20 protein-coding genes are annotated in these 21,941 nt (G+C 59.6%); 11 read left to right on the forward strand and 9 right to left on the reverse strand.

Going from position 1 to position 21,941, the window contains the following annotated elements; all coding sequences use genetic code 11:
- Nucleotides 1–12: 12 nt before the first annotated feature.
- Nucleotides 13–885, reverse strand: coding sequence for a LysR family transcriptional regulator (locus PspS49_RS19335; RefSeq protein ID WP_160041055.1), 873 nt, complete (start codon nt 883–885; stop codon nt 13–15).
- A gap of 160 nt (nt 886–1,045) precedes the next feature.
- Here PspS49_RS19335 and ampC point away from each other — a divergent pair, with 160 nt between their 5' ends.
- Nucleotides 1,046–2,212 carry a class C beta-lactamase gene (gene ampC, locus PspS49_RS19340; RefSeq protein WP_160041057.1) on the forward strand — a complete coding sequence of 389 codons (1,167 nt, stop codon included), beginning with the start codon at nt 1,046–1,048 and terminating at the stop codon, nt 2,210–2,212.
- Nucleotides 2,213–2,304: 92 nt separating this feature from the next.
- On the opposite strand, the gene PspS49_RS19345 is transcribed toward ampC, so the two are convergent.
- Entirely contained in the window at nt 2,305–2,571 is a 267-nt protein-coding gene (locus tag PspS49_RS19345) for a hypothetical protein (RefSeq protein WP_137219493.1), read from the reverse strand.
- A gap of 16 nt (nt 2,572–2,587) precedes the next feature.
- Nucleotides 2,588–2,914, reverse strand: a complete 327-nt coding sequence (locus tag PspS49_RS19350; RefSeq protein ID WP_160041059.1) for a DUF6124 family protein — start codon at nt 2,912–2,914, stop codon at nt 2,588–2,590.
- 473 nt (nt 2,915–3,387) lie between these two features.
- Between PspS49_RS19350 and PspS49_RS19355 the strand changes: the two genes are divergently transcribed.
- Nucleotides 3,388–4,521, forward strand: a complete 1,134-nt coding sequence (locus tag PspS49_RS19355; RefSeq protein WP_160041061.1) for an AAA family ATPase — start codon at nt 3,388–3,390, stop codon at nt 4,519–4,521.
- 176 nt (nt 4,522–4,697) lie between these two features.
- Here the strand turns inward: PspS49_RS19355 and PspS49_RS19360 are convergent, their stop codons facing one another.
- Entirely contained in the window at nt 4,698–5,261 is a 564-nt protein-coding gene (locus PspS49_RS19360; protein WP_160041063.1) for a DUF4174 domain-containing protein, read from the reverse strand.
- Nucleotides 5,262–5,469: 208 nt separating this feature from the next.
- Here PspS49_RS19360 and PspS49_RS19365 point away from each other — a divergent pair, with 208 nt between their 5' ends.
- Nucleotides 5,470–5,934 carry a GNAT family N-acetyltransferase gene (locus tag PspS49_RS19365; RefSeq protein ID WP_160041065.1) on the forward strand — a complete coding sequence of 155 codons (465 nt, stop codon included), beginning with the start codon at nt 5,470–5,472 and terminating at the stop codon, nt 5,932–5,934.
- 67 nt (nt 5,935–6,001) lie between these two features.
- Here the strand turns inward: PspS49_RS19365 and PspS49_RS19370 are convergent, their stop codons facing one another.
- The 3 genes from PspS49_RS19370 to PspS49_RS19380 form a co-directional block, all read right to left on the reverse strand.
- Complete coding sequence (locus PspS49_RS19370) at nt 6,002–6,787, reverse strand: sulfite exporter TauE/SafE family protein (RefSeq protein WP_077573721.1); 786 nt, start codon at nt 6,785–6,787, stop codon at nt 6,002–6,004.
- Between the two features lie 233 nt (nt 6,788–7,020).
- Nucleotides 7,021–8,235, reverse strand: a complete 1,215-nt coding sequence (locus PspS49_RS19375) for an MFS transporter (protein ID WP_160041067.1) — start codon at nt 8,233–8,235, stop codon at nt 7,021–7,023.
- Between the two features lie 176 nt (nt 8,236–8,411).
- Entirely contained in the window at nt 8,412–9,161 is a 750-nt protein-coding gene (locus PspS49_RS19380) for a hypothetical protein (RefSeq protein WP_160041069.1), read from the reverse strand.
- A gap of 278 nt (nt 9,162–9,439) precedes the next feature.
- Between PspS49_RS19380 and PspS49_RS19385 the strand changes: the two genes are divergently transcribed.
- The 3 genes from PspS49_RS19385 (at nt 9,440) to PspS49_RS19395 (ending at nt 12,061) form a co-directional block, all read left to right on the forward strand.
- Complete coding sequence (locus PspS49_RS19385) at nt 9,440–10,588, forward strand: aldose epimerase family protein (RefSeq protein ID WP_160041071.1); 1,149 nt, start codon at nt 9,440–9,442, stop codon at nt 10,586–10,588.
- 155 nt (nt 10,589–10,743) lie between these two features.
- Nucleotides 10,744–11,565 (forward strand): aldo/keto reductase, encoded by an 822-nt coding sequence (locus PspS49_RS19390; RefSeq protein ID WP_160041073.1) that lies wholly within the window; start codon nt 10,744–10,746, stop codon nt 11,563–11,565.
- A gap of 25 nt (nt 11,566–11,590) precedes the next feature.
- Nucleotides 11,591–12,061 carry a DUF1810 domain-containing protein gene (locus PspS49_RS19395; RefSeq protein ID WP_160041075.1) on the forward strand — a complete coding sequence of 157 codons (471 nt, stop codon included), beginning with the start codon at nt 11,591–11,593 and terminating at the stop codon, nt 12,059–12,061.
- On the opposite strand, the gene PspS49_RS19400 is transcribed toward PspS49_RS19395, so the two are convergent.
- A complete protein-coding gene (locus tag PspS49_RS19400) occupies nt 12,026–14,386 on the reverse strand; it encodes a DNA polymerase II (protein WP_174245069.1) in 2,361 nt (786 codons plus the stop codon). The two genes, PspS49_RS19395 and PspS49_RS19400, sit on opposite strands and share 36 nt — an antisense overlap.
- Nucleotides 14,387–14,584: 198 nt before the next feature.
- Here PspS49_RS19400 and PspS49_RS19405 point away from each other — a divergent pair, with 198 nt between their 5' ends.
- Nucleotides 14,585–15,025, forward strand: a complete 441-nt coding sequence (locus PspS49_RS19405; RefSeq protein ID WP_007918278.1) for a CBS domain-containing protein — start codon at nt 14,585–14,587, stop codon at nt 15,023–15,025.
- A gap of 54 nt (nt 15,026–15,079) precedes the next feature.
- Here the strand turns inward: PspS49_RS19405 and PspS49_RS19410 are convergent, their stop codons facing one another.
- On the reverse strand, nt 15,080–15,703 hold the full coding sequence (locus PspS49_RS19410) for a glutathione S-transferase (RefSeq protein WP_064117678.1): 624 nt from the start codon (nt 15,701–15,703) through the stop codon (nt 15,080–15,082).
- A 1,196-nt stretch (nt 15,704–16,899) separates the two neighbouring features.
- On the opposite strand from PspS49_RS19410, the gene PspS49_RS19415 reads away from it, so the two are divergent.
- The 4 genes from PspS49_RS19415 to PspS49_RS19430 all read left to right on the forward strand — a co-directional run bounded on the left by PspS49_RS19415 (nt 16,900) and on the right by PspS49_RS19430 (nt 21,822).
- Complete coding sequence (locus PspS49_RS19415; protein WP_160041079.1) at nt 16,900–17,748, forward strand: energy transducer TonB; 849 nt, start codon at nt 16,900–16,902, stop codon at nt 17,746–17,748.
- A gap of 49 nt (nt 17,749–17,797) precedes the next feature.
- The gene (locus tag PspS49_RS19420) at nt 17,798–18,502 is read left to right on the forward strand and encodes a MotA/TolQ/ExbB proton channel family protein (RefSeq protein ID WP_007918273.1); all 705 of its coding nucleotides are present in this window, start codon (nt 17,798–17,800) and stop codon (nt 18,500–18,502) included.
- A complete protein-coding gene (locus tag PspS49_RS19425; RefSeq protein WP_007918272.1) occupies nt 18,502–18,903 on the forward strand; it encodes a biopolymer transporter ExbD in 402 nt (133 codons plus the stop codon). Before PspS49_RS19420 ends, PspS49_RS19425 begins: the two co-directional genes overlap by 1 nt.
- A 207-nt stretch (nt 18,904–19,110) precedes the next feature.
- Nucleotides 19,111–21,822, forward strand: coding sequence for a TonB-dependent receptor (locus PspS49_RS19430; RefSeq protein ID WP_174245070.1), 2,712 nt, complete (start codon nt 19,111–19,113; stop codon nt 21,820–21,822).
- The last annotated feature ends 119 nt before the right edge of the window (nt 21,823–21,941 follow it).

Below are 21,941 nucleotides of genomic sequence, written 5' to 3' on the forward strand. Positions count from 1 at the left end.
AAGGGTTTTGCATTAACCAGAGATTTGCAGCAGCCAGGTTTTGAACGCTGTCATCGCCGCCGTTTCCGGCCGCGACTGCAACCGCGTCAACCAATAACTCCCCGTCGTAATCTCGATCGCAAACGGCTGACAAATCGCCTCCGCCGCCAGTTGCCGGGCGAACATCAGCGGCGGCGCCAATGCCACCCCACCGCCCTGCAAAGCCGCCTCCATCATCGCCAGCGACGAGTCGAAAACGATGCTTTGCGGCGGTGCCGCTTGAGTCGCCAACCCGGCAGCCTGAAACCACTCCGGCCATTCATCCGTACGATAGGAACGCAGCAGCGTCTGCTGCAGCAAGTCCCCCGGCGAATGCAATTGCCGAGCAATTTCCGGCACGCACAACACCGACAGCGGTGCCTCAAGCAACCGCGTCGCTTCGATACCATGCCACGCCCCGGCGCCAAAGCGGATCGCGTAATCCAGCCCTTCTGCCGCGACATCGACGCGGTTGTTGTTGGTCGACAGCCGCAAATCTATAAGCGGATGTTTCGACCGGAAGTCCGCCAGCCTCGGCAACAGCCAACCCACGGCGAACGTACCGACCGCGCCGACGGTCAGCATTTCGCGATACTGTCCACCGGCGAGGCGTTCGAGAATCTGCGCGATGTGATCGAACGAGGCGCTCAACACCGGTAGCAAGGTTTCGCCTTCACTGGTCAGCATCAGCCCACGGGGCAGGCGTTTGAACAGCGTGACGTTGAGTTGCGCTTCGAGGCTTTTGACCTGGTGGCTGACCGCAGCCTGGGTGACGCACAGTTCCACGGCAGCGCGGGTGAAGCTCAAATGACGCGCGGACGCTTCAAAGGCGCGCAGTGCGTTGAGCGGCAATTGCGGTCGAATCATGCCCAGTCCCAAATTTTTCTAATGGCTCGTGCGAGTTTTCGTCGTTTGTCGGTTGGCACCGCGCTGACTAAATTGGCGGCGCTGATCAGTCGCCCAACACAGAAATCGCCCGCAGTGTAGCGGGATAACGCTAGCAACACTCATGGAGAGTGGTTCATTCATGTCATCCATTCAATCGAGCAAACTCATTTCCTGCGCCGCATTCAGCCTGTTTTTCGGTGCCTCGTCCTGCATGGCCGCCGCGCCAACCGACGCGCAGTTACAGGCGCTGGTCAACGACGCTGTGACGCCAGTAATGCAACAACAGAACATTCCCGGCCTGACCGTAGCGCTGACCATTAATGGCCAACCGCATTACTTTAACTACGGGGTTGCCGCGAAAGACACCGGACAGAAAGTCAGCGAAAACACCTTGTTCGAAATCGGCTCGGTGAGCAAAACCTTCACCGCCGCCCTCGCCGGTTACGCCCAAGCGACCGGCAAACTCGATCTGTCGACCAAGGCCAGTCAGCTCTGGCCTGAATTGAAAGGCAGCGCTTTCGACAACATCAGTGTGCTGCAACTGGGCACCTACAGCGCCGGCGGTTTGCCGCTGCAATTCCCGGGCAACGCGGATTCGTCTGACAAGATGCTCGGCTATTTCAAGCAGTGGAAACCGGTGTATCCGGCAGGCAGCCATCGCCAATACTCCAACCCGAGTCTGGGCCTGTTCGGTTATCTGGCCGCAAAAAGCCTCGGCCAGCCGTTTGATCAGGCGATGACGCAAACCTTGCTGCCGAAACTCGGTTTGCAGCACACCTACCTCAGCGTGCCTGCCGCGCAAATGGGCCTTTATGCGCAGGGTTATGACAAGAACGACAAACCGGTGCGCGTCACCCCCGGTGCGCTGGACTCACAGGCCTACGGCGTGAAAACCAGTGCCGTGGACATGCTGCGTTACGTTCAGGCCAACCTGAAACCTGAAACGCTGGAAGCCTCCCTGCAAAAAACCATCGCCAACACCCACACCGGTTACTACACGGTCGGCGATATGACTCAGGGTTTGGGTTGGGAAATGTACCGCTACCCGATCAGCCTTGATCGCTTGCTGGCGGGCAACTCGACAGAAATGGCCATGCATGCGCACAAGGTGCAGTGGCTGAATCCGCCGCAACCTCAACCGCATGACGTGCTGATCAACAAGACCGGCTCGACGGGTGGCTTCGGGACTTACGTAGCGTTTGTGCCGAGCAAGGACGTGGGCATCGTGATCATGGCCAACAAGAACTTCCCGATTCCAGAGCGGGTGAAAATCGCCCACAAAATCCTCAGCGCTGTCGCTGACTGAAAATCAAAAGATCGCAGCCTGCGGCAGCTCCTACAAGATCGGGTTTTCACTCGGTCAATGTAGGAGCTGCCGCAGGCTGCGATCTTTTGTCTTTAAAGCTGCGCCTGCAACTTCCAGCCGATGACATCCATCAAGTCGCAACTGTCACGCAACGGGATCGCCATCACCCGGGCGAAATCCTGCAGCAGCAAGGCGTCGTGCCCTTTGCCCTCACCCAGCGCCAGAGTCTCCATCAATTGCGTGACACAGCGCAAACGGTAAGCCGCCGTGCCATGCAGCACATCCACCGGTGCTTCGCGGTCGATCAGCAGGCAGGGAATGGTGCAGTCGATGCCGGTTATGGGTATGTATCGAGCCATAGTTGAACCTCCCTGTTCAATGTTGCGTCGCCGCCGGCGGGTCGAGATTGTCCAGCGCGCGGTTGACCAGCAACTCGCCGAGGATTGCCAACTGCTGAATCGACAAGGCGAGACTGCGCGGTGAACCCTGCAGTTCTGCGGCGAGGTCAGTGGTCAGGACGTTGAGTGAGGCGAGGGTTTCGCAAGCGTGGCAGAGCAGCGTGGGCGTATCGATATCGGGGAAGATGGTGAAGACGTGGCTGATGGGATCAGGGTGATACGGGTTGCGTAAGCGGGGGTTATTGGCGTCGAAGGATCCTGAATCCATGGGGGATTCGGGAGGGTTTGGCGTGTGTTTTTTCATAAGTAAATGACCTCTAAACATGGGAGAAAAACTGCCAAACTCACTTCCACGAGAGGGTGGCAGCTTTGCGCAGGGGTGGAAGTCCGGGGAGGTCGAGAGACCCGGTGCACTCGAGAGTGCTCCTGCGCATCGCTGCCATAAGCAAACAATGTTGGCATAAAAACCGCCAACATGTGTTCACAGGCGCACATGCGCTCACGACCAACACCGGACTTCCACACCCGACCACTGTGTTTTGCAGCGGCCCAAGAAGACTATCCCTCCTCCCCCAAACCCACCAGTTCACCACCGCCGCCGCGACTTGCAGGAAAAATCCGCGGGGTCTGAAGGAGCTTTGTGTAAGACATTTCGGCCGGCATATGCTGCAACGACTTTGTGCTAGCGAATGAATTCGTTGTATCTACACTGCATCGAATCAATCTTTGGACGAGGATGGCGTCGGGCAAAGAAACCGTCATCCGAAGAGCACAATGATGGAAATCAAAAGTTTGAAGCTTACGGATGTCGGACACTTTGGCGACATGGATATTCAGTTTGCCCCTACCCTGACACACCGCTCGAACATCACGGTGCTGGTGGGAAACAACGGCAGCGGAAAAACCACCATTCTTGAATCCCTGAATATTTGTCTGAGCTGGCTGATAGCAAAAATTCGCTCCAATAGAGGCAATGGCAAATACCTTGTCGATGAAGACATTCGCAACGGCGCCTCAGGAGCCGTCCTTTCGATTGGCATCACAGACGTTTCGCACCCGCGCGCAACTGACAGTGATGCGGGTTCCGAAAGCGAATTGTTCGTATGGGGCGCTGCCCGAAGTCGCCAAGAAGGTGCAGTCTCGGGCCGTGGATATTTAAACGAAGTCAGACTGCTTGCAGACCACTACCGCACTCAACTCACCGCCGACGATAGGGCCTCACTCCCGCTGATCGCTTATTACCCAGCCGAACGTTGCGTTCTCGACATCCCGCTTGAAATCACCAGCAAACAAGCCTCTGATCAACTCGACGGCTACGACACCAGCTTCAACGGTGGCGCGGACTTTCGCGGTTTTTTCGAATGGTTTCGTGAACGTGAGGACAGCGAAAACGAGGACGGGATTTCCGATACCGCACTGGCCGAAGTCGCGGAAAAATTCGGTACTGACAGCGACGTTTATAAAACGCTCGCCAACGTGAAAGCCTCCTCCCGCGACCGCCAGTTGACTGCCGTGCGTTCGGCCATCGCCGTGTTCATGCCGGATTTCTCCAACCTGCGTGTGCAACGCAAACCACATCTGCATATGGCAGTCGACAAACATGGCGCGACATTCAATGTCACTCAGCTCTCGCTTGGCGAAAAGTCGATGATTGCGTTGGTGGGTGACATGGCCAGGCGTCTGGCGATGATGAACCCGTCGATGGACAACCCACTGCACGGCGACGGCATTGTTCTGATCGACGAGGTGGAATTGCGCATGGATCCGCAATGGCAGCTCGGTCTGATTGCACAATTAAGTACGACCTTTCCCAATTGCCAGTTCGTGCTGACCACGCATTCTCCATTGGTCATAAGTGATACCAAAGGTGTGCTGGTTTACCTGCTTGATGAGGGCGATAGCCGTGGGTAGACAAGTTGCGGTGAGGGCGTCGGTGTCCGCAAATCTGCAGGCAACGGGATAAACATTGTAGGAGTGAGCCTGCTCGCGATAGCGGTGTATCAGTCAACGCTGATGGTGACTGATACACCGCTATCGCGAGCAGGCTCACTCCTACAGGGGACGCGTTTTATTCAGTGACTGCGCGATCAGTCATCCGGCATTTCCGGTGGCTTGCTCGGTTTCGCAGGCTTGGTCGGCTTGGCATTCTTGGCACCTTTCGCCGGTTCCGGCGTAGCAGCAACCGGCGCCTGAGCCGCAGCGGCCGCTTCCTTTTCGGCCATAGGCATGGCATCGATGGTGTCAAAGATCTTCTTCAAATCCACCGCTTTCGCCTCATCCCCCGAAGCCGAGAGTTTGGTCTCGCCATCCTTGCCCACCAGGAACACTTTCGGATACGCCCCGGCACCCAGCTTCAGCGAACGCAAAAGCGCCATGGTGTCTTGCTGGCCCATGTCCTTGCCGTCGAGCTGGCCGGCCATGTTGAGGATGGTGTAGACCTTGATGTTGCGGTCGGCGACGCCCTTTTTGTTGGCGGGATCCTCCAGCGACTTCTTGAGGGCTACCCAGACGGGGTCGACGGTGCTTTGTGCGATCACGATCAGCGGTCGGGCGCGGCCCATATCCCCGGCGATGGGCGAATCGTTGTCAGCGGCGAACAAGGGGCCGGCAATCGCCAGCAAGAGTGTCAGGGTCAGTGACCTGATGAGCATGCGCATCTCCTTTTGATATCCACGCTCTAATGATTGCGCATCGTGGCGATTGTTCCGGGACAACCCGGCAAATATCTTCCGCCTAGTCAGAAGCTTAGGACAGGCGCGACATTGCGCAACATATCCGACCTGATCGCAACGCGGATTTGATTACCTTTTATGACCGCATTAGGGTGGCGGTTCTGCCCATAAAATGGAGTTCACCCGCATGCACATCGATTACCTGTGCGATCACCCCGAATTGATCGAAGAACTGGCCACGCTCAACTTCGAGGAGTGGGGCGAGTTTCGTCCCGGGCAAACCGTCGAGGACCGTATCGAACACATGCGCGAATCCTGCGGCAAGGGTGCAGTGCCGAGTGTCGTGGTAGCGCTGGAGGGTTCGCGACTGCTGGGCGGCGCGCTGCTGATCGAAAGTGATCTGAAGCTGCGCCCGAATCTGACGCCATGGCTGGCCGGGGTTTATGTGAAGGCTGAAGAACGCGGTCGCGGGATCGCTTCGCAACTGGTCAATCGCGTGGTTGCAGAAGCGGCGGCGCTGGGTGTGCCTGAGTTGTATCTGTACACCGATGCGGCGCAGTCGCTGTATGCACGGCTGGGTTGGGAAGTGGTTGAGGAACTGGTGTACGAAGAGTTGCCGGTGACGGTGATGAAATACACCTTCCAACGCTGACCCGTGTGGCGACGGCGCTTGCTCCCTCGCCACAGCTTGATGTTCCGTTGCAGAAATTGAAGTCGGATCAGAACGCCAGTTTGTAACCGATCAGCACCAGCATCGTCGCCAGGCACGGGCGCAGGACTTCGTCGGAAATGCGTCCGGTCAGGTGGCTGCCGAGCCAGATGCCTGGCAGCGAGCCGACCAGCAAAAAGCCCAGCACGCCCCAATCCATGTTGCCCATGCTCGCGTGGCCGAGGCCGGCGACCAGCGTTAGCGGCACGGCGTGGGCGATTTCGGTGCCAACCAGGCGACGGGTCGGCAGCAGCGGATAAAGGATGAACAGCGCGACAGTGCCGAGGGCGCCTGCACCGATCGAGGTCAGCGCAACCATGGTGCCGAGGACCAGACCGGTGATCACGGTCATCACGTTCAGGCGCGAACCGCTCGGGTTATAGTTGCCGCCGGCGCGTTTGTGGGCGAACTCGAGCAAGCGTTTCTTGAAGAAGATCGCCAGTGCCGTGGCGAACAGGACGAAGCCCAGCGCCTGTTTGATGATGGCGTTCATCGCGTCCGGCGCAGTGTGCAGGGTGCTGAGGAACCACAGGGTCATGGCCACCGCCGGCACGCTGCCGAGGGTCAGCCAGCCAGTGATGGCCCAGTCGATGTTCTTGTTTTTGCGATGAACGAGGACACCACTGGATTTGGTAATGGCGGCATACAGCAGGTCTGTGCCCACTGCCGTTGCCGGGTTGATGCCGAACCACAACAGGATCGGCGTCATCAACGAACCACCGCCGACACCGGTCATGCCGACAATAAAACCCACCACCAGCCCGGCAATCACCAGGCCGAAATTCGCCAATTCCATTAACACGTCCAGAAAAACGACAGGAAAAATCTGGCCCGCAGCATAGCGATTTTTCTTATAACCACATATATCGATGCGGTCTATCGTTATGCCATATCGAACTCAATACCCTTTCCCCCATGTGGGAGCGAGCCTGCTCGCGAATGCGGTGGGTCATCCGACATATTTATCGACTGACACAACGTCTTCGCGAGCAGGCTCGCTCCCACAGGTGTTATGGGGTGGCTGATGGATCAGTGCACCCGCCGTCCCGGTTTGAAGCTGTGGGTTTTGTTGATCCACACCGTGGCCAGCGCGATCAGCGACAGAATCAGCAGCGCCCACGGAAACGACATCGCCCCTGCCCGATCCAGCAGCAAGCCGCCGAACAAGCCGCCACCGGCGATCGCCACGTTCCACGAAGTGGTGAGCATCGCCTGCACCACGTCGACGTGATCACCGGCCGAGTCCGCCGCCGAGGTCAGCAGCAACGTGGCCGAGCCGCCAAACGACAATCCCCACACCGCCATGCAGGCGTAAATGATCAGAGGCGACGGCGCTGCCAACGCCAGAGCCAATGCCGTCAGCGCAAACACCGCGAGGCTGATCAGCGTCAGCCAGCGCAGCCAGCGATCCACCAGCATGCCAATAATCCAGATCCCCACCAGCGAACACAGACCAAACACCAGCAGCACCAGATCGACCCGGTCAGCCAGCCCGGCCTGCATCAGAAACGGTGCAATGTAGGTGTAAAGAATGTTGTGCCCGAGCATCCACGTCAGCACCACGAACAGCACCGGCCGCACGCCGGGCAGACGCAGCGATTCGAGCAGCGGCAGACGCTCCTCGCTGGTTTGCCCCGGACGATCCGGCACCGCAATGACAATCCACGCCGCCAACACCAGCGCCAGTGCCGACATGATCCCGAACGACGCGCGCCAGCCGATCAGATTGCCCAGCCACGTCCCCGCCGGCGTGCCCAACGACAACGCCACCGGCGTGCCGAGCATGGCAATCGCCAGCGCCCGCCCCTGTTGATGCACCGGCACGATGCCGCGCGCATAACCGGCCATGATCCCCCACGACAATCCCGCCGCCATCCCGGCGAGAAAACGCGAAGCCAGGGTCAGGCCGTAATGGCTGGAGAAGGTGGTGACAGTGTTGAACAGCAGAAACCCGCCGACCGTCATCAATAAAACCCGGCGCCGAGGCCAGCCCCGCGTGGCGACGGTCAGCGGAATCGCCGCGACAATCGAACCGAGCGCATACAGCGTTACCAGTTGCCCGGCAAGCACTTCACTGACGTTGAGCCCGGCGCCGATTTGCGGCAGCAGCCCGGCGGGCAGGGTTTCGGTGAGGATGGCGATGAAGCCGGTCATGGCGAACGCCAGCAACGCGGCATAGGGCAGTTTGTCCGCACGGGCGGTGCGGTCGACGCGGCTGAAATCGGCGCTGGCGGGGTCGGTCATGACGGGTGCGGCTCCATTTTGATCAATAGCGGTGACGGATTGTATACAAAAACAACCTTCACTATTCGATCAATGTGGGAGCGAGCCTGCTCGCGAATGCGGTCTTTCAGCCACTGAAGTGTTGATTGATCCACCGCTTTCGCGAGCAGGCTCGCTCCCACATTGGTGCTGTGCACTCACTGCACCGGCAAGAAATTCAGGAACAGCAAACTCTGCGCGTAGTTAAGGCCGATCCGCCGGTAACGCTCGTCAAGCATCTGCGTGAGCAGATCCAGGCGCGCAACGATCTTGCTGAACTCGGTGGCGAAGCTCAGGTTGGTGCCCTCCTCCGAGATCTCATTGGAAAACAGCAGCGGCTGACCTTCCTTGTTCTGTCGCTGGGACAAAATCCACGTGGCTTTTTCGATATTGCGTGCAGCGTTGTGAACGAATGTCGGGTTGATCGCGTCCGTCATGTAGAACTCGGTGCGATTGCCGTGGGCGGTGACCAGCATGCTGCCGATCGCATAGATGAACGCGCCGACGCGGTCACCGAGAAACTCAGGGCTCATCGCATAGCTCAGCGCTGCCAGATCCTTGCGCCCGCCCAGCACCGGCAGCGGTTGTTGCTGCTCAATGGCCTGGCGTACCTGTTTCACGGCCGCATGGATATTGAGAAAGCCTGACTTGCGCAGCTCGTCCGGGTTGCGCAAGTACAGCTTGCCCTGCAAGCGATAGAGGCTGCTGAGGTTGTCGCGCATCGCCAGTGTGGCCATGCGGTCGACGCTGGTCTGCAAGAACTCCTGCGGCTTCCCCTCACGCATCTGGTTGAAGAAACCGTTGCCGTCCTGGTGACTGCAACCGCTGAACAGCAGCGACGACAGACAGGCCAGCAACAGGCACGGGCGGCGGAAAAAAGCAGCGATCGGGGCAAAAACTCTCGGCATGAAATCTCGAACAGGCACATTCCTGTGCGGCGGGAGTCACCGCATCCTGGCCATGGATAGAGCCGCCGATTGCGAAAAAGTGCAGTGCGCCGAATGCCCGGTCGTCCTTCGACCAACCCCGACCTGCAATTTAGTCTGTCTTTATTGTTGAAATAAACGACTAATCAGCTATAAATTTTCACTTGCTGAGCATTTAGTATGACTACTTTGTTTTTTCGGTGATTAACATACCGATAGAACGCCGCTTTCAAAAACAACAACAAAAAGGAAGGTCAACCATGCTTCAATCCCGTCACCTGCTCTCCGGCCTCGGACTGTCCCTGATGATCGCCACCCTTTCCGCCAACGCGGCCGGCCTCAGCGCCGAACACAAAGCCTTCGGCAAGACCAATGACGGCACGCCCGTCGAGCAATACATCCTGCGCAACAGCCACGGCATGCAGGCCACCGTCATCACCTACGGCGCGACCCTGCAATCGCTGAAAGTGGCGGACAAGCACGGCAAGTTCGACGACGTCGTGCTCGGCTTCGATGATGTACAGGGTTACCAGAAAGGCACCGCCTACTTCGGCGCGACCATCGGCCGCTTCGGCAATCGCCTCGCCGAAGGTGCGTTCGAACTCGACGGCAAGCGCTATCAAGTGCCGCAGAACGACAAGACCAACGCGCTGCACGGCGGCACATCGGGCTTCGACAAAAAAGTCTGGAAAGCCCAGGAAACCAAGGACAAGGACTCAGTCGGCGTGACCCTGACCTATCTGTCGGCGGACGGCGAAATGGGCTTCCCCGGCAACCTCACCACTGAGGTGACCTATCGCCTCACCGACAACAACGAGCTGCGCATCGACTACAAGGCCAGCACCGACAAACCGACCGTGCTCAACCTGACCAACCACAGCTACTTCAACCTCGCCGGCGCCGGCAATGGCGACATTCTCAAACAGGTCGCCACCCTGCACGCCAGCTATTACACCCCGGTCACCGCCAAACTGATCCCGACCGGCGAACTGGCACCCGTGGCCGGCACACCGATGGACTTCACCAAGCCAACCGCAATCGGCACGCACATCAAAGCGAATCATCCGCAGCTGAAATTTGCCGAGCCGAAACAGGGTGGGTTCGATTTCAACTGGGCGCTGGATACCAAGGGCGATATCGGCAAAGTAGCGACTGAGGTGAGTGACCCGCAGTCCGGTCGCGTGCTGCAGTTGTTCACCACGGAACCGGGTGTGCAGTTCTATACCAGCAACTTCCTCGACGGTACGGTCAAGGGCAAGGGTGGCAAGGTCTATCCGCACTGGGGCGCGTTTACCCTGGAGACTCAGCACTATCCGGATTCGCCGAATCAGCCGGACTTCCCGAGTACTCGGCTTGATCCGGGGCAGACTTACAGCCACAGCGTGGTGTTGAAGTTCTCCGCCAAGTAAAAACGAAGATCAAAAGATCGCAGCGTGCCGCAGCTCCTACAGTTAAGCGTTTTCCTGTAGGAGCTGCGGCACGCTGCGATCTTTTTGCTTTTTGAACCCCTGAGCTATCCTGCTGCCCACTAAAAGGTATCGACACATTCAGCAAGGAGGTTTGCATGCGTACCCTCGAACTGGCCGGCGTGCAGGTGCCGGTGATTGGCCAAGGCACCTGGCGCATGGGCGAAGACCGCTCGGCGCACAAGCGTGAAGTGGCGGCGCTGCGCACAGGGATCGAGCTGGGCATGAGCCTGATCGACACGGCGGAAATGTACGCCGAGGGCGGCGCCGAATCCGTCGTAGGCGAAGCCATTGCCGGCCTGCGCGATCAGGTGTTTCTGGTGAGCAAGGTCTACCCGCACAACGCCAGCCGCAAGGGCATCCCGCAAGCTTGCGAGCGCAGCCTGCGGCGGCTCGACACCGACTACATCGACCTCTATCTGTTGCATTGGCGCGGCCAGTATCCGCTGGAAGAAACCGTCGAAGCCTTCGAACGCCTGCGCGAAGACGGCAAGATCGGCAGTTGGGGCGTGTCGAATTTCGATGTCGATGATCTCGAAGAACTCTCCAGTTCCGTCTGCGCGACCAATCAGGTGCTCTACAACCTCGAAGAGCGCGGCATCGAATTCGATCTGCTGCCGTGGTGCCAACACCAGCGCATGCCGCTGATGGCTTACTGTCCGATTGGCCAGGGCGGTGCCCTGCTCGCCGAGCCGGTGTTGAAAGACATTGCCGCTCGTCATGGCGTAACCCCCGCACAGGTTTCGCTGGCGTGGATTCTGCGTCAGGATGGGGTGATTGCGATTCCCAAGGCTGTGCGACCGGAACACGTGCAACTCAATGCACACGCCGCGCAACTGCAACTGGAGGCCGGGGATCTGGCGGCGCTGGACCAGGTGTTTCAAGCGCCACAACGCAAGCAGCGGCTGGCCATGGTCTGAGCCAGCGGCTGGCGAGGGCTTCGCGATGAGAAGCACTGATCAGTACGACCCGTTCAACCTGCAACGTTTTGTCCAGGCCCAGGATTCGGTATTCGAGCGCGTGCAACGCGAACTCGATGAGGGCCGCAAGCGCAGCCACTGGATGTGGTTTGTCTTTCCGCAGTTCGCCGGTCTGGGCGGCAGTGAAATGTCCCGGCGCTTCGCCATCGGTTCGGCCGAGGAGGTCCGGGCTTATCTGGCTCATGAACTGCTCGGCGCACGCCTGCGGACTTGCACGCAGTTAGTGCTGAAGGTGCAACAGCGTTCGATTGCGGAGATTTTCGGCCATCCCGATGACCTGAAATTCCATTCCTCAATGACTCTGTTCGCCCAGTTTGCCGCTGAAGACAGCGTGTTCAATCAGGCGCTGGAACGCTACTTCCACGGCATTCTCGACGAATGGACGCTGCAACTGCTCGACTCAAAACAGGCCCAGTTGCCCGCCGATCAGGGTTGAGAAATCGTCGTCGACAAACGGCAGAATCGCGTCCGCCACCGGTTGCAGTTGCCGGGTGATGTAGTGGTCGTAGTCGATCGCGGCGCGGCGCACCTCCAGCGGCTCGGGACCTGCCAGGGTGATGACGTAGCTGATCCAGCCGCCATTCTGATACTGCCGTGGTCGCCCGTTTTGCGCGTTGTAATCGTCGGCCAGCCGCGCCGCACGCACATGCGGCGGCACGTTGCGCTCGTAATCGTCGAGAGTGCGGCGCAGGCGTTTGCGGTAGACCAGTCGATCGTCGAATTCGCCAGCGAGGGTTTTACGCACATAGTCGCGCACGTAATCCTGATAGGGCTTGCGCTGGAAGATCCGCTCGTAGAGTTCCTGCTGAAATTGCCGGGCCAGCAGCGACCAGTCGGTGCGCACGGTCTCCAGGCCTTTGTAGACCATTTCATCGCTGCCGTCGGTGCGGGTGACGAGGCCGGCGTAGCGCTTCTTGCTGCCCTCCTCCGCACCGCGAATGGTCGGCATCAGAAAGCGTTTGTAGTGAATTTCGAATTGCAGTTCGAGTGCGCTTTCCAGTCCGTATTCATCACGCACATGCGCGCGCCACCAGTCGTTGACGTGCTTGACCAGCGCATGACCAATGTTCGCCGCCTCTTCCTGTCCGTGCGGGCGACGCAGCCAGACGAAGGTCGAGTCGGTGTCGCCGTAGATCACCGCGTGGCCCTGCTCTTCGATCAGCTTGCGCGTGCGCAGCATGATTTCGTGGCCACGCAGGGTGATCGATGAGGCCAGCCGCGTATCGAAGAAGCGACAACCGCTGGAGCCGAGCACGCCGTAGAAGGCGTTCATGATGATCTTCAGTGCCTGCGACAGCGGTGCGTTGTGTTCGCGCTTGGCGGTCTCACGACCTTCGGCGACGCGCGAAACGATGGACGGCAGGCAATGGCGGGTGCGCGAGAATCGGGCGCCACGGAAGCCCGGCACGGAGTCGGCGTCATCCGGGTGCTGCAAACCTTCGATCAGCCCGACCGGGTCGATCAAAAAGGTGCGGATGATCGACGGGTACAGGCTCTTGTAATCAAGGACCAGCACCGACTCGTACAAGCCCGGTTGCGAGTCCATAACGAAACCGCCGGGGCTGGCCTGTGGCGGATTGGTGCCCAGGTTCGGCGCGACAAAGCCCTGTCGATGCATCAATGGCATATACAAATGCGTGAACGCCGCCACCGAGCCGCCGCTGCGGTCCGCCGGCAATCCGGTGACGCTGGCGCGTTCAAGCAAGAACGTCAGCAATTGGGTCTTGGCGAAGATCCGCGTGACCAGTTCGCAGTCCTTGAGGTTGTACTTGGCCAGCGCCGGTTTGTCCTCGGCGAACATGCGGTTGATTTCGTCCATGCGCTGGTACGGGTTGTCGATGGACTTGCCTTCACCGAGCAGGGTCTGCGCGACGTTTTCCAGACTGAACGAGGGGAAACTCCAGGTCGCCGAGCGTAGGGACTCGATACCATCGATGATCAGTCGCCCCGCCGCCGAGGCGAAGTAGTGATTGCGGCTGCCGTGTTCGCGCCATTGCATCTCTTCGCCGCCACGGCCGATTTTCAGCGGCACACCGAGGCGTCGCGCGTGTTCGTGGAGAATGCGTAGATCGAACTGCACGACGTTCCAGCCGATGATTGCGTCTGGGTCGTGGCGTGCGAACCAGTCGTTGAGCTTCTTCAGAATGATCGTGCGCGAGTCGCAGTATTCGAGGTCGAAGTCGACGATGCTGTCGTCGCCATTCGGCGCGCCAAGCATGTACACCTGACGCTCGCCGCAGCCTTCGAGGGCGATCGAATACAACTCGCCGGTTTCGGTGGTTTCGATGTCGAGCGAGACCAGCCGTAGCGTCGGTCGGTAATCGGGGTCAGGTTTGAGCTGGGCGTTGAGCAATACGCCGTCGGCATCGGGCGTACCGCTGAACCGCACCGGCGCGGTGATAAAGCGCTCCATCAGATAGCGCTCCGGCGGGCGAACGTCGGCTTCGAAGACGTCGACACTGTTGCGGTTGAGCGCGGTTTCCAGGCGCATCAACTGGCCGTGTTGCTGGCAATACAGACCAAGCACCGGGCGATGTTCGAAATCCTGCAGGGCCAGCGGGCGCAGTTCTACATTCTTTTCGTCGTGCAGCAGGCGTTCGGCCGCTTCGCGCTGCTCGGCAGGAATAAACGCCACCGACGGCTGATGCGGCAGGCGCACACGGCGCGGCCCGGCGTCGGTCGCCAGCCAGAACTCGACTTCGGTGCCGGCCGGGGTATCGCGCCAATGCCGGGTCAGGACGAAGCCCTGCGGTAAATCCACCACTGCAACCTCAGGAATTGAATCAGAGAGGCATTCTACGCGGCATTGCCTGGGATGACTCTGGCGATAAATAGCCACCCGCCACGGAAAAACCCGGCAAATGACGTTTTTTGCGTGTTATCTGCCGCTTTGCCACCTTGCCCTGCGCGCTTGCGTCTACGATGCTTGGATAACAACGACAACACCTGAGTAACCGCCATGAAGACCGTCGCCCAACTGCTCAAGCTCAAAGATCAGAAAAATCAGGAAGTGCACCAGATCAAGCCTGATCACATGGTGCTCGAAGCGCTGATGAAGATGGCCGAGAAAAACGTCGGCGCCTTGCTGGTGGTCGAAGACGAAAAAGTGGTCGGCATCATCAGCGAACGGGACTACGCGCGCAAACTGGTGCTGCATGGCCGCTCATCCGTAGGCACGCCGGTGCGCGACATCATGGTGGCGAACGTGATCACCGTCGACACCCATCAAACCGTCGACACCTGCCTGGGCATCATGTCGGACAAACGCCTGCGCCACTTGCCGGTGGTCGAGAACGGCAAGTTGATCGGTTTGCTGTCGATCGGTGACCTGGTCAAGGAAGCGATTGCCGAACAGGCGGAGCTGATCAAACAGCTGGAGCAGTACATTCGCGGGGAATAAATCCCGTCCTCCTCATGATCGTTCCCACGCTCTGCGTGGGAACAATCACCTCGGTCAGGACGGCCAATGCCGGGCAAACACCGGCGCCAGCACCGGATGCCGGTCAATCCGCTGCAACCACGCATAAAACCCCGGTCGCGTCTGACGCAAATGCTCGCGGCTGCCCGCCCAGCGCGTCACCACTGCCGCCAGCACATCCAGTGCCCCCGGCGTTTCGTCATCCAGATACAGCTCGGCAGAAAACTGGTCGGCAAACACCTCCCAACTCCAATGCAATCGCTCACGCGCTCCGGCCACCAGATTCTGCCGCGAGGCTTCGTCAGGCATCAGCAGCCAGCGCTCCGGATAATCGATGACGCCGATCGCCGCATAACAGTTGCTGACGATGTAGACCAGACCGCGAATCGCCTGATCACGGTCATCCGCCTTGGTCGGCAGCAGGCCGGACTTGGGAAACGTCAGGCCCAGATGAATCAGGATCGCCGCGCTCTCGGTGATGGCGCTGCCATCGGGCAGTTGCAAGGTCGGTATCTGTTTGAGTGGATTGAGCTGGGCCAACGCCTCGGCTGCTTCGGTGCTGGCCTCGATATCAATGAAACGGTAAGCGATCTGGCACAGCTCCAGCGCCGCTTCGATGGCGGCTGCGCCCGAATTTCTGTGCCCATAGAGCTGGTACATATCCAATCCCCCCGAAAAGACCATTGCCACAGGGTAGATGGCTGTAGCGTGGATGTAGAAAAATTCTGCCTGTGTATCGGTTTTGGCACGGTTTTCCCATGCACTCGCGACTTGCGAATTCAAACCTCGCAAAACAGCGCTGACGGTGCCCATCCCGCACCAAGAGCAATCATCGAACGCTATCCGCGTTCTTGTAAGGTGCGATACCGAACCAAAAGTTCGCGTATCCGAGCTGGCAACAAGGAGTTCACCGCGTGAATCTTCAAACGCTCTGCCGTACGCCCCTCTCTTTGCTTCTTCGTGCACAACGCCGAGTTCATCTGAACAGTCCCGGCGGCCAACGCACTTACTTTATTACCTGACGCAGCCACCAAGCACTGTATTCGGCGATGACGTATTCGCCGACAGCCGCGTGCTATTTATTTTTTAAATATGACTCGAAAGATTATTGCCCAGCCTCTGTATTAAACGAGCGAAAAGAGGATTGTCGAACAATAACTTCCAATGACTTTGCAAATGCACCAGAACCGCTCCAGCGACTTCAACTATCAAGCATTGCAGACATTGATTTCATTTAAACAAGAACAAGGAACATGCCCCGTGACCCGCTAAAACATTGACCCGCACCAAATCGGTCCGCCGCGCACCAGCAAGTGCCCAGGCCGCAAGCCACGCAGCCGCTCTATCCCGCCAATCAGCCGGATACCGCGTACAGCCTGACTCGCCTCTGAAAAAGCTCCGTTAACCGGAGTAACGGGAATCCGTGTGCCAGAGAAAAACCACGGCGATGGCAAAACTTATATAAATGCGACATGGGTAACACTGATGAAATAATCGCTCTACATTTCGGCAATATCTGGCACAGCCGTTGCAAAACAGAACTCGAGTAATCAATTGTAGGAGCTGCCGAAGGCTCGGGCCGCGATCGGACGATCTTTTGATCTTGATCTTTAAAGGCAGAATCAAAAGATCGCAGCCTTCGGCAGCTCCTACATAGAACAACACCAGGGAATGGCTAATGAACGTAGAAAGTCGATGGCGCTAAGCCCGTAAGTTTGCACAAGCCTTGTTAACCGGATAGTTCAACTAACTATCGGCTTCTGCTCACCTTGAAGAAAGTTGCACCCACCCACTCGAACATCCCCCGGATGTTCGGACGGCACCTTATTGCCCTTCATCCACCCGAGGGAGCTTTAATGAACGATGCGGTAAAGCACAGAACCCTGCCGGGGCCGTTGCGGGAAGCTCCAGTTCCGCCGCCACCGGGCAGGCTGGCGTTTAAAGCCAACACGTCGCAACCCGGCGGTCTGAATAAACAGCAGATGGTGTTGCTGGTGGCTGTGTCGGCGCTGATACATGGCGGCGCCTGGTGGTTTCTCCAGCAATCCAAAACAGAGCCACTGCCAACGCCGCCGCAGATTCCGGAAATGACCGTCGAGCTGACCAGCCCGACGCCACCGGCACCACCCACCCCGGAACCGCCGCCGCCTCCTCCGCCACCACCGCCGGAACCTGAACAACCGGTGGAAGACGAGGACGCGGTCAAGCCACCGCCAAAACCGGTGGAGAAGCCCAAGCCGATCGAAAAACCGAAACCGGTCGAGAAGCCGAAACCGGTGAAAAAGGTCGAGCCGCCGAAAGCTCCACCGGCCCCGGCCGCACCCGCTGCACCCGCTGCACCCGCTGCACCCGCTGCACCCGCTGCCCCGGCCACCCCGAGCGCACCGCCGGCACCTGCCGCTGCACCGGGTCCGGTCAAGGAGTCGGCAGCGATCTCGGGGCTCGCCAGCCTCGGCAACCCTCCGCCGGAATACCCGTCGCTAGCCCTGCGGCGCAACTGGGAAGGCAGCGTGGTGCTGCGCATTCAAGTGCTGGCCAACGGTCGCGCAGGATCAGTGACGGTGACCAAATCCAGCGGCAAACCGCAACTGGATGACGCGGCTGTTGCCGCCGTGAAGAACTGGAAATTCATTCCGGCCAAACGCGGTGACACGCCGATCGACGGCTTCGCCACCCAGACCATCGATTTCAAATTGCCGCAATAACCGAATGCTCAATCAACGCACAACCGAATAACGCAAGCGAGGTATCACCATGAACGATTTGTCTTCGATGATTGTCCCCGGCGTGCTCTGGGGTCTGGTGCTGTTTTCCGTGGTCAGCTGGGCGATCCTGCTGGTCAAGTCGGCGCAGTACCTGCGGCAGAAAGCGCAGAACAAACAATTCACCAAAGCCTTCTGGGGCGCGCCGGATCTGCTCACCGCCGCCGAACACGCCAGCCAGTATCCGGGCTCGCTGGCGCGCATCGCCAGCAGCGGTTTCGAAGCGCTGCTGGTGGAAGATTCGCCGCGCACCACGCAGCAATTGGCGCATACCATCAACCGTTCGGATCGCCTGGAACGCAACCTGCGCCAGCAGATCCAGAAGGAACGCCGCTCGCTGGAAAACGGCCAGGCGATCCTCGCCAGTATCGGCAGCACCGCGCCGTTCATTGGTTTGTTCGGCACCGTGTGGGGCATCATGGAAGCGCTGAAAAGCATCGGCGAAACCGGCTCCGCCAGCCTTGAAGCAGTGGCCGGGCCCATCGGTCACGCGCTGATCGCCACTGGCGTCGGTATCGCCGTCGCGGTGCCGGCGGTGCTGATTTACAACTTCTTCCTGCGTCGTCTGAAACTCGCTTCGGCAGACATGGATGACTTCGCCCACGACTTCGACGCCCTCGCCTCGCGCAGCGCGTTTTCCATCAGCCGTCAGGCCATCGCCAGCAAAACCACTGCCGCCGTGCGGGAGGCCAGCTGATGTCTTTTTCTACCCAAGACAGCGATGAAGTGCTCAGCGAAATGAACGTCACGCCACTGGTCGACGTGATGCTCGTGCTGCTGGTGGTGTTCATCGTCACCGCGCCGCTGATGACCAACGCGATCAAAGTCAACCTGCCGAAAACCGATGCCGTCGCCCCCGCCGAAAAGAAAGACCCGGTGGTGGTCAGCGTCGATCAGGACGGCAAGTTCTATCTGGCCAAGACCGAGCTGGCGCCGGAATCGCTGGAAGCCAGCCTCAAAGAGGTCAAGGCCAAGGACGCCGAAGTCCGCGTGCAGCTGCAGGCCGACTCCGCCGTCAATTACGGCCAGGTGGCCAAGGCCATGGCGTCTATCGAACGCTCGGGTATTACCAAAATATCGGTGATGACCACCCACTGAGTGCGGTGGCGGGCGCGCCTTGAGGGACACGCCCGCTACCGCTCGCTGAATCCTGTCGCAATCAGCCGACCGAAAAAACGCCACGCGTCTTCGGAGGGGATCGGCTTGCTTGAAGAAAGTGGTTTTCCGCACGCGGTATCACCGATAGCGGAGCAATGAGGGGCTCACAAGGCCAATTCGATAACGTCTAAAAAGTCGGAAATAACCATGCTGATGAACACTCCACGCTTCACGCTCAAACCCTTGGTGGCAACGATTTCTCGCCACCGTTTTGTTCCGTTGTATCTGGTGGCCATGGGGATGGGCGCCGGGACTGTGCAGGCGGCCGAGGACGACAACGCTTCCGTCCCGGCAGCTGCGGCGGTGGTGGCGCCGACCACGCAACTGCAACGGGTGGAAGTGACCGGTTCGGCGATTCGCCGGGTCGATGCGGAAACGGCGGTGCCGATCACCATTCTCAAGGCCGATGAGCTGCGCAAACAGGGCGTGACCACCACCGCCGAACTGGTGCAGCGCATCACTGGCAGCCAGTCGATCAACAACAGCGCAGGCTCGGTCGGCGCGGCCACTGGCGGCGCCTCGTTCGCCGATATGCGCGGCATCGGCGCGAACAAGACGCTGGTGTTGCTCAACGGTCGACGCCTGGCCAACAACGCCTTGTCCGGCACCAACTCGGCCGGCGGCGCGGTGGATCTGAACATGATCCCGTTTGCCGCCATCGAGCGCGTCGAAGTGCTGCGTGACGGCGCCTCGGCCCTGTACGGCACCGACGCCATCGGCGGCGTGATCAACTTCATCACCAAGAAATCCCTGACCGACGGCCAGTTGACCCTCGGCGGCGAAACCCCGACCCACAGCGGTGGCGGCGCGACCAAAGACATGAGCGCCAGTTGGGGCTACGGCGACCTGGAGGAAGACCGCTTCAACGTGCTCGGCGTGTTCAATTACAACAAGCAGCAGAACCTCGACGCCAACGACCGCTCTTTTGCAACTGACTACGCGCCTGGTCGCGGTCTCGATCAGACCTCGGGCACCGCGTTCCCCGGCAACTACAGCCAGAACGGCAACGCGACCAACCCGTTGGCCAACAGCAATTGCAACGGGCCGAACCTGATCGCCCGCGACGGCTTGTGCCGCTTCAGCACCCGTGAATACATCGATCTGGTGCCGCAAACCGAAAAGACCTCGTTCTTCGGCAAAACCACCGGCAAGCTTGGCGACGATCACAACGTCAACCTCGAATACTTCTGGTCGCGCAACAACAACGCCACGGCGATCGGCCCGGCGCCACTGACCGGCCTGAGCCTCGATTCTTCGTCGCCCTACTACCCCGGCAACGGCATCACCCCGGCGCCCACCGATTTCGCCCTCGACCCGACGCAACCGGTGGACGTCAACTGGCGTGAAACCGCGGCCGGCCCGCGTGAATCGAAAGACCAGAACACCAGCCAGCGCTTCCTGCTCAGTTTCGATGGTCTGGTTGGCGGCTGGGATTACAACGTCGGCGCCTCGTACAACCAGAACAAAATCGTCTCCAGCGTCACCAGTGGCTATGTCAGCGATCAGGCGATGATCGCCGGTCTGGCCAGCGGTCTGCTCAACCCGTTCGGCCCGCAAACTGCGGCCGGTCAGCAGTACATCGACGACGCGGCGTACCACGGCGCCTACTCCACCGCTGTTGGCCGTGTGGCCGGTTTTGACGGACGCATCAGCCGCGAAATCGGCGACTGGTTCGGCGCCGGCCCGTCCGGTCTGGCCCTGGGTGGTGAATACCGAAAAGAGAAATTCCACCAGGATTTCGAGTCGTTCGCTGGCGACATTCAGAGCCTCGGTATCGACCCGGCGGGCAGCGTCGAAGGCGACCGCAGCGTGAAAGCCGCCTATGCCGAAATCAACGTGCCGGTGCTCGACAGCCTCGAACTGTCCGCCGCCGTGCGCCACGACAAATACAGCGACTTCGGCAGCACCACCAACCCGAAATATTCGTTCCGTTATCAGCCGTTGAAAGAGCTGGTGGTGCGTGGCGCCTACAGCGAAGGCTTCCGTGCGCCATCGCTATATGAGCTGTATTCGCCGCGCAGCATCACCTTCACCCAGGGTTACTACAACGACCCGGTGCTGTGTACCGGCGGTGTGGTGCAAACGGGCGGCAACGGCGGCCGCGATTGCGGTCAGCAGTTCCTCAACCAGATTGGCGGCAACGAAGATCTGGCCCCGGAGAAGGCGCGCAACGTGACCCTCGGCTTCGTCTATCAGCCGATCAACAACCTCTCGGTAGGTCTGGATTTCTGGTGGATTCACATCTCCAACCAGATCCAGCCGTTCCCGGAATCCACCGTGTTTGATCAGGCCGGTTCCTACCCGGACCGCTTCGTGCGCAACGCCGACGGTACGCTCAACTACATCGTCACCGGCAACGCCAACCTCGGCATCGTGGAAACCAACGGTGTCGATGTGTCGCTCGACTATCGCTTCCCGAACACGCCGTACGGTCAGTTCGGTCTGGGCCTGCAAGGCACCTATGTTGACGAGTACGACTTCCAGAGCACCATCAAAGGCCCGTTCACCGACAAGGTCGGCGACTTTCAGGGTGACGGCGTGATCGCCCGCTGGAAGCACAACCTCACCGGCAGCTGGACCTTCGGCGCGGCGCGGGCGGCGCTGACCAACCGCTTCACCACGGGTTACAACGACTACGACCGCGACACCCACGCGCGCGTGGCGTCGTATTCGGTGTGGGATCTGTCGGCCGGCTACACCTTCAACAAGGTGCTGGATGTCGATGCCGGGATGAAGAACGTGTTCGACCGCAACCCGCCATTCTCCAACCAGGCCTACAACTTCCAGAGCGGCTATGACCCGCGCTACACCGACCCGCTGGGCCGCACGTTGTTTGCGCGCATGACTTACCACTTCTAACCGGAAACAGAACACATCCCCCTGTGGGAGCGAGCCTGCTCGCGAAAGCGGTGGATCAGCAAGAGAGATGTCGGCTGACTAGACGCCTTCGCGAGCAGGCTCGCTCCCACATTGGGTCC

It is taken from the genome of Pseudomonas sp. S49 (assembly GCF_009866785.1).
GTDB lineage: Bacteria > Pseudomonadota > Gammaproteobacteria > Pseudomonadales > Pseudomonadaceae > Aquipseudomonas.

Bases quoted from the DNA above. Each gene is read 5' to 3' on its own strand.
- PspS49_RS19395 (WP_160041075.1), top strand. From the start codon at position 11,591: ATGAGAAGCACTGATCAGTACGACCCGTTCAACCTGCAACGTTTTGTC.
- PspS49_RS19355 (WP_160041061.1), top strand. From the start codon at position 3,388: ATGGAAATCAAAAGTTTGAAGCTTACGGATGTCGGACACTTTGGCGAC.
- PspS49_RS19425 (WP_007918272.1), top strand. From the start codon at position 18,502: ATGTCTTTTTCTACCCAAGACAGCGATGAAGTGCTCAGCGAAATGAAC.
- PspS49_RS19345 (WP_137219493.1), bottom strand. From the start codon at position 2,571: ATGGCTCGATACATACCCATAACCGGCATCGACTGCACCATTCCCTGC.
- PspS49_RS19375 (WP_160041067.1), bottom strand. From the start codon at position 8,235: ATGACCGACCCCGCCAGCGCCGATTTCAGCCGCGTCGACCGCACCGCC.
- PspS49_RS19410 (WP_064117678.1), bottom strand. From the start codon at position 15,703: ATGTACCAGCTCTATGGGCACAGAAATTCGGGCGCAGCCGCCATCGAA.
- PspS49_RS19365 (WP_160041065.1), top strand. From the start codon at position 5,470: ATGCACATCGATTACCTGTGCGATCACCCCGAATTGATCGAAGAACTG.
- PspS49_RS19430 (WP_174245070.1), top strand. From the start codon at position 19,111: ATGCTGATGAACACTCCACGCTTCACGCTCAAACCCTTGGTGGCAACG.
- PspS49_RS19415 (WP_160041079.1), top strand. From the start codon at position 16,900: ATGAACGATGCGGTAAAGCACAGAACCCTGCCGGGGCCGTTGCGGGAA.
- PspS49_RS19390 (WP_160041073.1), top strand. From the start codon at position 10,744: ATGCGTACCCTCGAACTGGCCGGCGTGCAGGTGCCGGTGATTGGCCAA.
- PspS49_RS19420 (WP_007918273.1), top strand. From the start codon at position 17,798: ATGAACGATTTGTCTTCGATGATTGTCCCCGGCGTGCTCTGGGGTCTG.
- PspS49_RS19335 (WP_160041055.1), bottom strand. From the start codon at position 885: ATGATTCGACCGCAATTGCCGCTCAACGCACTGCGCGCCTTTGAAGCG.
- PspS49_RS19385 (WP_160041071.1), top strand. From the start codon at position 9,440: ATGCTTCAATCCCGTCACCTGCTCTCCGGCCTCGGACTGTCCCTGATG.
- PspS49_RS19370 (WP_077573721.1), bottom strand. From the start codon at position 6,787: ATGGAATTGGCGAATTTCGGCCTGGTGATTGCCGGGCTGGTGGTGGGT.
- PspS49_RS19380 (WP_160041069.1), bottom strand. From the start codon at position 9,161: ATGCCGAGAGTTTTTGCCCCGATCGCTGCTTTTTTCCGCCGCCCGTGC.
- PspS49_RS19360 (WP_160041063.1), bottom strand. From the start codon at position 5,261: ATGCTCATCAGGTCACTGACCCTGACACTCTTGCTGGCGATTGCCGGC.
- PspS49_RS19405 (WP_007918278.1), top strand. From the start codon at position 14,585: ATGAAGACCGTCGCCCAACTGCTCAAGCTCAAAGATCAGAAAAATCAG.
- PspS49_RS19350 (WP_160041059.1), bottom strand. From the start codon at position 2,914: ATGAAAAAACACACGCCAAACCCTCCCGAATCCCCCATGGATTCAGGA.
- ampC (WP_160041057.1), top strand. From the start codon at position 1,046: ATGTCATCCATTCAATCGAGCAAACTCATTTCCTGCGCCGCATTCAGC.